We start from the raw sequence: 12,913 nt of genomic DNA on the forward strand, positions 1-12,913 counted from the left end.
TGAGATGACTAAAGGCACAACTTCTATGGGTGGTTTTACAAAGAAAAAAGTTCACATCAGATGTAGACGATGTGGTAAAAACTCACTTCATAAACGTCATCATGAATGCGCAAGTTGTGGATTCCCAGAGGCTAAACGCAGAAAGTATTCCTGGATTAAATGGTATACATAGATGCAAGAAATTGTATTAATTCTTAGTTCATTAGCAGGCGTTGCTACTGCTGCTGCAGTACGAAAAATGCCTCGAGATAAAAATCAATTACTTAGTCTTGGTGCAAGCTCACATATCAAAAGTCAAATTAATTCTCTAAAGATAGAAAAAGATATTCTCACTAAAACAATATCACGATTGTATCAAGCAGATACTGAATTTTCTAAAATTCAAAAAGACAAACTTTTACTGAAATACCAGCATCAATTAGGAATTGTTCTAGCAAAGTTAGAAAAACTAGAACAAGCAAGCAAACACCCAGACTTGGGTCCAGTGGGAGATGGTTTGATCACTTTGATGGATCAAAAATTATCAAAACTAGATGATAGGCTTTATGAATTATCATCAAAGATCATCAGCTCAAAAGCTGAAACAGAAAGCACAGTAAAAGAATCAAAACAAGACATTTCAAAATCATTCAAAAATACATTCAACTTTGAAGTTCCAAAGAAAACAGAGACAAAACCAATTGAGATTCCTGCAACAAAATCAAGACAATCATTTGAGTTAACTACATTAACAAACATTACAAGAAAAGAACCAAAGTTTCCACTCTTTGAAAAAGAAGAAAAACAAGTCGTAAAACCAATGCCACAGCCAAGAGTGATGCAAACAGAACTAATCAAACCAAAAGAAGAGATAGTTGAAGAAATTATTCAACCAAAACCAAAAGTTGAGGATAAAATTGAGATTATTCAATCAGTTACTCCAAAACCAGAAGTAAACTTTGAAACTAAACCGGATATTAACAAAGAAGTAGCAAAAATTACCGAGCATAAAGCATTACCAGAACCAGAAAAACCAAAGACTACAACACTAGATGATGACTTTGATGATGATACAGATGATTTAGATAAAATCAAAGGAAACATCATGAGAGTATTATCAAAGCTTGATCAAGCAGAGGTAGAGTGATTGTCTTACGATGATGCCATTGCGGCATTGTCAAATGATGCATTAAAGTTAGTTAAAGACAATTACATCGTTGGATTGGGAAGTGGCAGAGCAGCTACTACACTTGTAAAATCACTTGGAAAACTAATCAGAATAAAAAATTACAATATTAGAGGAGTTCCTACATCTTTGCAAATCAAATTGGTTGCAGAAAAAGTTGGCATTCCACTTGTAGAAGCTGATCAGGTGAGCCACATTGATGTTGTTTTTGATGGTGCAGATCAAATTGATTCTCAAAAATATGTTATCAAGGGAGGGGGCGGTGCACTACTACGAGAAAATATTTTGTTTAGCCTTGCAAAAAAAGTAATTGTCATGGCAGATAGTACAAAATTTGTAAAAAACTTTACAAGATCTGTTCCAGTAGAAGTTCATCCACTTGCAAGAAATTCAGTAATATCATCAATTCAAAAACTAGGAGGAAAAGCACAATTACGTTCGCTTGACAGAGGATATCCATTCTTTACAGAAAATGGAAATATCATTTTGGATTGTGATTTTGGAACAATAAAGAACCCTAAAGTCATCACTCAAAAAATCAAGCAAATCACAGGGGTTTTAGAGTCAGGAATTTTCCTGAGAAAACCAGACATTATTTACAGAGCCAAAACTGGCGGTAAATTTGACATACTATAGAAAGAGATAATTCAGATTTGTAAGAATTTCGTTGTCAAACAGTAAGATAATTCTAATAAGTTACAACATGTCATAAATATGACAACATTAAAATATCAAAAAAAGGTTAATCTCGACAATGCAAATTGCAACTTTTCAGCCAGATGAGTTACAATCAAAACCAAAATCAGAAAGACAAATTACATATTTTTGCAGATTGTGCAGACAATACAAAATTAAAACAAGAAAAGCTCATCTGCAAAATTTCCATAATGCAAATAGAGATACTGTTACAAAAAGAAGCAACAATGATCTAGTTGACGTAATTTTCATTGAATCAAAATGATTTTTGAAAAATAGAAAAAAATTATTGTACAGACACTGATTTTTTGGCCTGTACTTTAGTTGGTGTTGATTTGGGCAAGACGATATCCAACACTCCATCTGTGAGTTTTGCCTTTGCTTGTCCAGAAACTACTTTTTCTGAAAGTGGCAATGTTCTATAATAGGAGACTTGGCTACGTTCCTTTCTCAGATAGTTCTTTTTCTTTTCTTCTGATTCTTCTTTGTGTTCAGCAGATACTTCTAAGGAATTATCTGTCACGTTTAGCTTGATGTCTTTTTTCTGAATTCCCGGAACATTCATCTTTACTCTGAGTTGTTTTCCCTCATCAATTACATCACACGAAGTCTCTTGCATATGTGGGAATCTAGGCATTGAAATCGAAGGAAATGATGAAAATGATTTTTCAAGATCCCTCCTAAAATTTTCAAAGGTTTTGTCCAGTTCTTCCCAACTAGAATGCCACGGAGAAATTCCACGTGAAGATTTCTTTGGTGTATTTTTAGAAACCATGTATTATGTTTTTTTTGGATATACTTATTGTATGAATTTGATTCTCAAATATGGAAATTAATATCTGCTGATAAGAACCAAACTCCATTAAAAATGCCAAATTCACGACTATGAGAAAAATTTCCAGAGAGGAAACATTTGAGTAAAATTATGTAGATTAATTTGCATTTTTAGCAATTAAAACACTGTGAATTCCAAATTAATTTAAAATTCAGTTACTGGTTTCAGGATTTTCATGTCTTATAGAATTCATAAACTCAGGATTCTCCAACATTAATTTTATCATTTGTTGGCGTAAATCTTCATCATCCATTATTGCATCAAGCATTGGATCCATTAGTTGGTATGACATTTGAGCCAAGTGAGTTGGGTTTTGAATCATCAGCCTATGCATATCATTGCTCATTCCAGAATTCACCCATATCGCATGAATCACATCCATCATTCTATCTGAATTTTCAAACCCCATTGAAGGAGAACTAGTGTGCATTTGATAATTTGGACACCACGAACATGTACTATGCATTCCAGAATTCATCATTTCATGATGAACTGAATCCATCCATTCTGAATGCATTTTTAGAGAATTTTCCATTTTAGAGTGACTCTTCATAGATTCAATCATTTTTTCACGCAATTGCGGCTCACTTGTCATCGGACCCAACATATTTTTCATCAATTCAGGTTCTTCCTTCATTTGAGAAACCCAATCACTCATGGTATGCATCAGAATACTAGGATTTTTCTGCATCATCTCATGCCAATGATACATTAGTTTTTCATTTGCGACCATGTTTTGCATGAGTTGGTTCATCATGTCTGGACGTTTGCTCATTATTGATGAATCATAGTTCCCATACCCTCGATCTATTAGTTTAAGGTACGTAGATGGCATAACGCATGAAGGAGTACCATCATTTTTTTGGATCAAAAGATGTCCAGATTTACATAAAACAGAATCAGGATCTGCGTATTTTTTCCATTGATGGTGTGGCGACATGTTTTGCTGAGCAAAAGAATTTTCAAAAACAACAGAAATGCTAAAAACAATCAAAAGAACAAAAAATAATTTGAAATTCAACAGAAAGAGTTAGAGACATATTCATAAAAAGTAATCGTATAAAATCACAAATGTTAAAAACTTAAGCAATTTTTCGCTCAACTAATTTTCCATGACCAATCTTTCCAATAACCTCAAAATTTTCTGCAATAATTTCTCCCCTAACAATGGTCTTTACAGGCCATCCTTTTAGATTTCTTCCCTCATATACAATATAATCAGAGAATCCACCAAACAAATCTGAAGTTACTTTTTTTTCTTTTTTCAAATCAATCATGGTTATATCTGCATCAGAATTTTTTTCCAGGGTTCCTTTTTGCGGATACATTCCAAATATTTGAGCAGCGTTTTGACTAGTGAATTTTACAAACTGTTCTAGAGTTATTTTATTTTGATTAACTCCATCATTAAGTAATATTGGAAGAGACGTTCCAATTCCGGGAAACCCTGCAAGTGCATCCCACACATCAGTTCCACCTAGTTTTAGTTTGAGTTGATTTGCCACATGATCAGTGCCAATTGTATTTATGAAATTCTTTGACAATGCATTCCAAACCGCTTTAGAATCTTTTTCGGTTCGTATTGGAGGCATAACTTTTGCAAGATATCCATTTTGTTTTTCATAAGATAATGTAAGATAATGAGGGCATGTTTCAACATAAATTTTAGTTCCTAATTTTCTCTCTTCTTCAATTTGTGCTAATGCTCGCTCAGATCCAATGTGAACAAAGTAAATCACACAACCATAATCTCGTCCAAATTTTGAGACAGTTTTGATTGCTTTTGCCTCATATTCAGGAGAGCGACTCTCAGACCAGGCATGCAATCCGTCTTGGTTTTTCTCTTTTGCAGTTTTAATTCCACATCCACATGATTCATAGTCTTCAGCATGAACTAATACGGGACAACCAAGTGATGCAGCAGTCTTTACTGTTTGTTCGACGATTTTATCTGTGACATTTACCTCAGATTCAACTAGATGCGTAGAGTCTGGCAACATATCCATGTATACATGACCAATTTCACCTCCAAGATTCATGTAAATTTTAAAAGACGTGATTCCTTTATTTACACACAAGTTCATCTCATTGATTTGTTCCTGTGTAAAAATCGAAGCATGAATTGCATAATCGACATAGTGATTTTTAGATGCAGCATCAAGCTGTGCTTGCAATGACTTGCTGAACGGATCTCCCAGTCGAAGCATCCTCATCATGGTTGTTATTCCGCCTATAGCTGCTGCATGAGACTCAGTTTTTGCAGCTTCATTAATTGGAGAGTAAACACCATAATGAACATGAGGATCAATCGGACCTGGAACTGAAATCAATCCATTGCCATTAATTTTTTCATCACACGCAGGAGTATCATGAGTGAATCCAATAATTTTTCCTTCATCAATTATGATGTTTTTGTCAACCATTCCCTGAGGCAAAATAATGTGAGTGTCTGTAATCACAGTATCATACGTCATCTGAAAACATTATTCTTTGCAGTCTATTATGCGTTGAGAAAATGAATAAAAGTACAGCTCAAAGAGGTATTACGTTGGGCCGGTGATTTAGGGGTATAATGCCTCGTTCGCAACGAGGATGTCGAGGGTTCGATTCTCTCCCGGTCCACCATTACTTAATTAAATTTCTCGTGAACTAAGGTTTGTACTTAATCTGTTAAATTAGCAGGCATTGAAATTATTGGTTTTGCAAATATACGACAATAGAGAAATATTCCTAAAATCTCTACTTGTTCTACTAGTAAAATAAAATACAAATGCTCTAACCATCCTCCTGAAAACTCATTCATTATAGCATATGTAATTGAAAATGCATAATCAAATGTAGAATAAAGTCGATTATCAGAATCATAAATTATTTTAATATTTTTTAGATTATTTGGAGTTATTTGTTCAAAGTCATTTTTTAAAACAATTGCATCATAAAATAGAGCCTTGTCCTCAGAAAAAACAGATTCCCCCCGTTCCATGAAAAACATGGTACTGCCAAAATACAACAAAGATAGAACAGATATTCCAATTACAAATTTGCCAGTCTTTCCAAAAATTGTTTTTTTCATCTGTTTTTCAAAAATAATCCCAATTCTTCCCAGCTTCCCTTTTTTAATTAAAATCAGTAAAATAATACCTAACCCAGAAACAAGTCCAAAATTACCTATCCACTGATCAGAAACATATTCCACAAAAAGCAATCTTAGAGGCAAAAATACCCCTAAAAGAAATCCGATCACAATTAGCTTTTCTTTAAAGTCACCTTTGCCCATAACCCTAACCCAGATACAATAGAGACTCATTCGGTTAAAACATTTCTAATAAAGTATATTCCAGATGTCTGTCAATCGTGATTTTGGTTTTAAAATCATTTTATGATAAATAAAACTTGTCAATTCAAAATCAAAAAAAATATAGTGTGGTCATAATAATTTCATAGTCATTCATCCATAAACATAATATTAAAAAAATTTTTGAATGTACAAAAGAAATTATTTGCAACCAGTAAAAATAGAATGTCTTCATCATAGGTATAAAAACAAACGGTGTACTAGAGGAATAATTTGAGTCAACATGAAAAGAAACGAATGAGAAAAAATAACTATCTCTTATTTTTACGATACGGAATTGAAATACACTTACTACAAAGATAAGATGGATCGGTGAGGAGATTAATACTAGCTTGTAGGTTATCTTTTGATTTACAGCACATACAAAATTTTTCTTTTGTTACTTTCTTTTTTTTCACTTTCATACTTTAACTCTCTTTTCATAATAATCTGCCCTTTAGCATTCATATGAACTCATTATTCGATACTGTTACCTCATCGTATCATACTAATATTAATTGAAACTCTCACCAAGTAACTTTCCTTTATTTCTTAGTTGTCAACATTGTTAGAATAGTATCAATCTCTTTTTGATCATAATCTTTGATTTTCTTTAGTTCATAAGTATAGGTTGATGGATTTGTCTTTATTTGTTCTAACACAATTTCTTGCAATTTGTAAAGCTCTTTGCGAGTATGTTTTGATGTGGCAAGATATCTTTCATCATATTCAAATATTGGAGATTTTTGGTTTTCCATGTCTTTTCTTAATAAAAAAATAAAAAAAGGTTTTGGTCTCCTACCAAATAGATTGTAGCACAGCTACAAGCTTAACTTTATCATTACCATAGATTGGTGTGTAAGCTACTGGAGATGGATAATCTTGTTGTATTGTTGTAGAACTTACTGTTTGTTGGAATGTACCATAATTGTGTACTAACCCATCATTACTGTTAGTAATGTAAGGAGTAAAATTCACATTTGCACCATTAGCACCATTTGCTAGGTAATATTGATACCAAGTGTGTGCATAATCAGCACCCCATGAGCCTACCAAAGCTTGAGAAAATCCATTTGGGTCTGCACTGGTGATTGTATCCCAGTTACCGTTTGCAGTTCCATAGAATCCCCATAGTTTGTAGTCAAAACCTACTTTGACTTTGACAGCATCATCACAAGAAGGACAAAATGACTGAATGGATTCAGAAGTTTCTTCGGGAGTATCATATTGTCTTTCTTCCTTAATGACCTCAAACTGTTCTTCAGTGTACAATCCTACAGAATTAAGAATTACCAAAAGGCGCTCTAACTGCTTTTGCATTCTATCTATTTTGTTAGGATTTTGTTCTGTCTCTAGTTGTTCCATGAGAGCAGTAGCTTTGTTGGCTATTTTTTCTACATATTCCTTGTCGACTTCTTCTGCAACTGCATAATTCATTCCAGAGAAAGGAAGGATCATTGCAGCAATCAAAGAAGCAAACAATATTGTTTTGATTGTTTTTGTAGTCATTACTAATCCCAAGTTTGGAAATTGCTAATAAGACAAACGCACTACATGGTACGTACTGATCAGTACGTAATATTTTTAAGCTAACAAATGTGTCTGTTGTATTTTAACAGAATTGAGATCTTCACTTGCCAGAATTCTTTTTTTGCAAAATAAAATTCCCTCAGCAGAAAGATGTATTGAACTTGCATGTTTAAGATCAACACCTAATTCAAATTCAACAAAGCCCATCTTTGTGTGAAGCCATTTAAGATAACGCATGCAGCTTGTGTATTTCAGTCCAGATTTTGACGTAATCTGAGATTTCTTTAGCGAACCATTCTCATAAAAAGCAAGCATGATTCTCTCAACTACGGACCAATTTATGATATCCATTTCTTTGATATTAGAGTTGATTTTTTGATCCATTTCTTATCCTCCCAGAGTATTATTTTCATATTTTTGAGCATATAAAACATTACTGATGCGTTCTATGTACTACAATGATTTGCAAGGATCATCATATAGGAGAGGGGTAATTTTATAATCAGATAATCAGATTTTGTCCGATCTGAAATATACAATAAAATCGTATCCATAATTTTAAGATATTTATATACTCATAATGTCATATTCTAAGAATTAAATAAAAGATTTATGTGAAAATAATTGCTTTGCTGGAATTCAGATGCAAGACATGTGGCGTGACTTTGACCAGTGAGGGGTTTCTGAGAAGGCATTGCAAAGTGGTGCATAAAGAAAACAATGATTCTTGTTTTTAACAAAATAACGAGTGGTGAGAAACAAATATTTCACTTAGACATTTTTCCAATTATTTTAGGCATATACTATATCCAGAAATTAATTTAATATGATTATATTCTAAAGGATCACTTTTTATTTCAATTTGCTAATCACAGCCTATGGCTGAAGTTAGTACTACTAAAAATTTTAGAGCATTTCTCCATCATTTAGATCGAGAAATTAATGCAACAAAACCCTATAGATATTTAGTAATTGAAGCATTACTCAATTCATACCCAAATCCATTATTGAAGAAAAATATTTCAGATTATCTACGAAATAATCTAAAAACAAATGAACCATTTGAACATTATAACATTTGGTCTCAATTAACTGATAAGGATGAGTTAATAGTTGAAACTGAAAATGGATTTAAACTTAATATTGAAAACATATCAAATAATGAAAAAAATAGTTTGTTAAAAATTTGTATGAAAAGAATTTCAAATGTGGACACGGACTATAAACAAAATCTAAAACAACCTCAAGCATTTTCTACACCTAGTATAAATAATTATAATTTAACTCAACCAGATAGAAATATTTCCAGAATTGGATACTATTTAGTTCGTTTTAGAAATAACAGTATAAGATATGGTGATTTTACCAAATTAGATAAAATTCAAAAACACAGTTTGAATTTGTCCAGAAATAAAATGAAACATTTCAAAATTAATGATAATAATAGAAATCTAGCAATTCTGTACGATACCAAAGCAAGTCAAATTAGAATTTGGGGAAGGGCTGAAATGGTACAAAAGTCACAATTTTCTCATACAACACCAAATATTACATTTAAAAATTTTGAACCACTTTTACAAAAAGATGGAATAATTATTCCAAAATGGCTTTTACAACATGATAAGAGAGAATCTATGTTTGGAAATAAACCTATTCTAGTAATTAATAAAAATGATTTTGATCGAATATTAAATTCTGCTGTGGAACAAGAAGATCTTTTTCCAACAGACAATACTTCTGATTCAGATCAATCAAGAAAAACAAATATAGAAAATTCTAAAGATGGTAAAGCAGTTACTTCAGAATCACAAATGAATGATTCAACTGCAAATGTGTTTGAAGATGGAGATGGTAATGAGTTTATAGAACAAATAAAACATTTAGAAAATATACCATTAGAAATACCTAATAAAGAAGTATTAGAGAATGGTATTAAAGAAATTCAAAAAAGTCTTTTAATTGACTCAAAAACAATAAAAGAAATTGTTATTCATTTAACTAGCGGACGTAATATTTTACTTGCAGGCCCTGTAGGAACTGGAAAAACACATCTTTCTAAATTAATTCCTAAAATATTTTGGCAAAAAGAAGGAAAAGGATTCGATGTTAAAGTATACACTGCATCAAATGAATGGAATGTAAGTGATGTAATTGGAGGAATTGTGCCACGTATGCAAAACGGAAAACCAATAGTGAAAATTCAACGTGGTTGTGTTACTGATACAATTAAACGAAATTGGGACAATAAAATTTTTGGGAATCAATCTCCATTTCGTGGAACATGGTTAATAATCGATGAATTTAATCGTGCTGATATTGACAAATCATTTGGGCAATTATTTACATCGCTAGAATCAAAAGTTCTTCGTGTACTTGATGATAAAAACCCCACATTAATTGAAATGCAAATCCCTCTCGATTATAGGATAATAGGAACACTAAATACATCAGACAAGCATTATTTATTCAAATTATCTGATGCATTAAAAAGAAGATTTGCATATATTGAAGTAAAAACACCATTACGAAAGGATGCTGAACATGAAATTTATTTTGCGCTATCAAGAGCACTTGATGAACTTCCTTCTGATGTTTCATCATTAATACAATTAAATTCAAATGAAGAGAAAGTTAGCAACGAACAATCCAATAATCAATTATATTTGGCAATAAGAAGTGCATATGAAATTCTATCGTTTGTTAGAATTATAAAAGATATGGGAACAGCAATTCTAAAATCAATTTATCAATCTATGTTGATTGGAACACAAATCAGCGGATATGACAATTCCATTTTAGACATATCCTTATGTGGAATTATAATACCACAATTAGAAAAAATTGAAGCTACAAATATTGAAGTTTTGTTACAATTTTGTTTTGATGATGTACATAGTTTCTTCCATAGAAAATATGATGGTACAGATGATGAAGATCGACAAAAATATGTAGAAGAATTTGAATTTTATTTGAAATATCTTCAAATCTCAGAGATTGAAAAATTAAAACAAGGTTTTTCAAGAAAAAACCTATCAAAAGAAAATTGGGATAGGATATTAGATAAATGGAGAATACAAAAATCAAAAAATCAAATTCCAAAAGATCTACCGTTATTTAGAGATGCGTTAAAAGAACTGAAAAAAACATTTGAATTTTTATGAACAGATTAGAAATAATTAAAGAAATTCATGATTTAACAATAAAAGAAAAGAAAAAGAAAATTCGTGAACAAATTAGAGGTAGATTAATTAATAAAAATTTCATAAATTCAGAAAAATCATTTTTTGACGAGTGGGGCAAATCTGAAAACAAAGTTACAGGAGAACAATGGCATCAATTTGTAAGATTAGCAACAAATTTTGATGAATTTATGTATATGTTTCAAAGAGTGAATTGTCTTGTATCACGTTATAGAAAATCCACAGATGGGTATTTTAAAGCAAAATTTCAATCAGGGATAGCTGAATTACCGGATAGATCTTCAGAATTACAACAGATTTTTACTTTTAGTCGAGAATATTTTGAAATATATAAAAAAATTATTAATCGAATGAATTTTGGACAAAATAAAATTGATTTTACTGGAGCAATTAGAGGGAAAATAAATTGGAGTGAAACAATAAAAAATTCATATACAAATTTTCCTTCATCGTTTAAAACTTATGAATGGAAAAGAAAATTTGATGTGCCAGAGAATGTATTATTGGTTTGGATTTGTATTTGGTTAAATAAACAAATTGAAAAATTATTACAAGAAAATTTTAAAGATCCATTAGATTTTGATGAAATAAAAAAATTAAAAGAAATATCTCTTAATTGTAAAAAAATTATTAAGTTTTTTCCATTTCAAGAAGTAATACAAACGGTAAGAGATAACTTTAGTTTAGATATAAAAAGTAAAAAAATACATGTGTTAGAATTAGAAATTAAAAATAGAATTAAAGAGGGACATATAGAAAATGAATCCTATTCAAAACTTCTAAAATGGTTTAGAAAAGTTAAAGGATTTAATTTTCCAAATATAAGAAAGAAAGACAGATCAGGTAAATTTCTTCGTGAAGCAACTAAAAATATTGATGAAATGTATGAAATATGGATATTTTTTGAGATATTGCATTATTTTACTAAATATGTAGATGTGAAACTTGAATTAAATTCAATGCCTCACTTCCTTCAATTTACTCTAAATCATCAGGAAGTGAAATTATATTATGAAAAAACTTTTGTTGAAGATGAAAGTTTTGCATGGGTAAATACACATGAGCCAGATTTTACAATTCAAACAAACCAAGAAATAATTGGCGTATTAGACGCAAAGAATTATAATTTTCCAGATGAAGATGCACCAAAAAACAAAATCTTAGCATACATGACTAATTTAGGAACTGGTTATGGCGGTATAATATGGCCTAAAGATTCAATGGAGTATATTTTTCCTAGAAATAATAAATCAGATTCTACAAAATATCATAAAAATCTCAAACTTGTGTTTTATTCATTAAATCCTAATACCATTATGAATCAAACAAATATTCTAGAAACAGTTTTAGAAAAAATTTATTTGGAAATTAGAAATAGATTAGAATCTGCAACAAAATGTCCAAAATGTGGAATAGTTGCAATAGGTAATTCAGAGATAGAACGATTATTTGGATACAGAAAAATGGGTGAAATCACCAGAGTTCAGTCATGGTGTAGAGAGTGCAGAAGTTTATAATTCAAATTATTGTATAATGAGATTAAAAAAATGAAATTTCAATTAACAAGAACCTCATTACTATCTCTTCTGCAACAGATAAGGTACCACTAAAATCCAAAATTACATCTTTTATTTTCTGGAATTTTACATTTTTTTAAACTCTGCTTTTTTTCAGGTTTGATATTAGAGAGAATTTACATTCTATAAAATATTAGGTTTAGTTACGCATAATTTTTACGTTTGAGTATTTGTTGTGTAAAAAGTGTTCAAAATGAAAAAATTGGCTAAAGAAAATTGTATATAATAATCTTAAATAGAATAAAGATATAGATTATTGTTTAGAGATCACCTATTTGTTAAAACTTTATGAGAGAATCAATTCACACATAAAACTGATAGTACAAAGCAGTTACAAACCGTAAAAGATTTGTCAATAATACTAAAGGTTGTCAATTCGGAAGTTGTTCATTTTGTATATTCAAAGGAAGATCCAAGGGAGTAAGTTCATGTTTGATTGTTCTAATTTCATATATACAATTTTGTAGTATTTGTTCCAATTGTTCTAGTTTTTTGTAATGTTCTTTTCTTAATTTACGGCGTGTTTCTTCAGATTTGTAGACATTATAATCTGTGTTGAATCTATGTCCACACTTA

General features: G+C 30.8%; 13 protein-coding genes and 1 tRNA gene. 7 read left to right on the forward strand and 7 right to left on the reverse strand.

Features of this window, described 5'->3' with window-relative positions:
* Positions 1-4 precede the first annotated feature (4 nt).
* The 4 genes from OO712_RS09375 to OO712_RS09390 all read left to right on the forward strand — a co-directional run bounded on the left by OO712_RS09375 (position 5) and on the right by OO712_RS09390 (position 2,126).
* On the forward strand, positions 5-172 hold the full coding sequence (locus tag OO712_RS09375) for a 50S ribosomal protein L37e (protein ID WP_014964369.1): 168 nt from the start codon (positions 5-7) through the stop codon (positions 170-172).
* Positions 173-1,126: a hypothetical protein gene (locus OO712_RS09380; protein WP_109877679.1), complete on the forward strand. Its 954-nt coding sequence runs from the start codon at positions 173-175 to the stop codon at positions 1,124-1,126.
* Positions 1,127-1,801, forward strand: a complete 675-nt coding sequence (rpiA, locus tag OO712_RS09385) for a ribose-5-phosphate isomerase RpiA (protein WP_109877680.1) — start codon at positions 1,127-1,129, stop codon at positions 1,799-1,801.
* A gap of 118 nt (positions 1,802-1,919) precedes the next feature.
* Positions 1,920-2,126, forward strand: a complete 207-nt coding sequence (locus OO712_RS09390) for a hypothetical protein (protein ID WP_109877681.1) — start codon at positions 1,920-1,922, stop codon at positions 2,124-2,126.
* A 21-nt stretch (positions 2,127-2,147) separates the two neighbouring features.
* Here OO712_RS09390 and OO712_RS09395 read toward each other — a convergent pair whose 3' ends face one another.
* The 3 genes from OO712_RS09395 to OO712_RS09405 form a co-directional block, all read right to left on the reverse strand.
* Positions 2,148-2,636, reverse strand: a complete 489-nt coding sequence (locus tag OO712_RS09395) for an Hsp20/alpha crystallin family protein (RefSeq protein WP_109877682.1) — start codon at positions 2,634-2,636, stop codon at positions 2,148-2,150.
* A 211-nt stretch (positions 2,637-2,847) separates the two neighbouring features.
* Complete coding sequence (locus OO712_RS09400; protein ID WP_225866936.1) at positions 2,848-3,717, reverse strand: WING-49 domain-containing protein; 870 nt, start codon at positions 3,715-3,717, stop codon at positions 2,848-2,850.
* Between the two features lie 61 nt (positions 3,718-3,778).
* Positions 3,779-5,170, reverse strand: coding sequence for a dihydroorotase (locus OO712_RS09405; RefSeq protein ID WP_109877684.1), 1,392 nt, complete (start codon positions 5,168-5,170; stop codon positions 3,779-3,781).
* 76 nt (positions 5,171-5,246) lie between these two features.
* Here OO712_RS09405 and OO712_RS09410 point away from each other — a divergent pair.
* Positions 5,247-5,321 (forward strand) — tRNA-Ala (locus OO712_RS09410).
* Between the two features lie 37 nt (positions 5,322-5,358).
* Here the strand turns inward: OO712_RS09410 and OO712_RS09415 are convergent.
* The 4 genes from OO712_RS09415 to OO712_RS09430 all read right to left on the reverse strand — a co-directional run bounded on the left by OO712_RS09415 (position 5,359) and on the right by OO712_RS09430 (position 7,944).
* Positions 5,359-5,973, reverse strand: a complete 615-nt coding sequence (locus OO712_RS09415) for a hypothetical protein (protein ID WP_109877685.1) — start codon at positions 5,971-5,973, stop codon at positions 5,359-5,361.
* A 602-nt stretch (positions 5,974-6,575) separates the two neighbouring features.
* Positions 6,576-6,788 carry a hypothetical protein gene (locus tag OO712_RS09420; protein ID WP_109877686.1) on the reverse strand — a complete coding sequence of 71 codons (213 nt, stop codon included), beginning with the start codon at positions 6,786-6,788 and terminating at the stop codon, positions 6,576-6,578.
* A gap of 40 nt (positions 6,789-6,828) precedes the next feature.
* Positions 6,829-7,539 carry a hypothetical protein gene (locus OO712_RS09425; RefSeq protein ID WP_146196010.1) on the reverse strand — a complete coding sequence of 237 codons (711 nt, stop codon included), beginning with the start codon at positions 7,537-7,539 and terminating at the stop codon, positions 6,829-6,831.
* Positions 7,540-7,614: 75 nt separating this feature from the next.
* A complete protein-coding gene (locus OO712_RS09430) occupies positions 7,615-7,944 on the reverse strand; it encodes a hypothetical protein (protein WP_109877688.1) in 330 nt (109 codons plus the stop codon).
* A 494-nt stretch (positions 7,945-8,438) separates the two neighbouring features.
* Here OO712_RS09430 and OO712_RS09435 point away from each other — a divergent pair, with 494 nt between their 5' ends.
* The gene (locus tag OO712_RS09435; protein ID WP_109877690.1) at positions 8,439-10,721 is read left to right on the forward strand and encodes an AAA family ATPase; all 2,283 of its coding nucleotides are present in this window, start codon (positions 8,439-8,441) and stop codon (positions 10,719-10,721) included.
* Positions 10,718-12,277, forward strand: coding sequence for a hypothetical protein (locus OO712_RS09440; protein WP_109877691.1), 1,560 nt, complete (start codon positions 10,718-10,720; stop codon positions 12,275-12,277). The genes OO712_RS09435 and OO712_RS09440 overlap by 4 nt, the downstream gene beginning before the upstream one ends.
* The last annotated feature ends 636 nt before the right edge of the window (positions 12,278-12,913 follow it).

It is taken from the genome of Nitrosopumilus zosterae, from assembly GCF_025998175.1.
Lineage (GTDB): Archaea > Thermoproteota > Nitrososphaeria > Nitrososphaerales > Nitrosopumilaceae > Nitrosopumilus > Nitrosopumilus zosterae.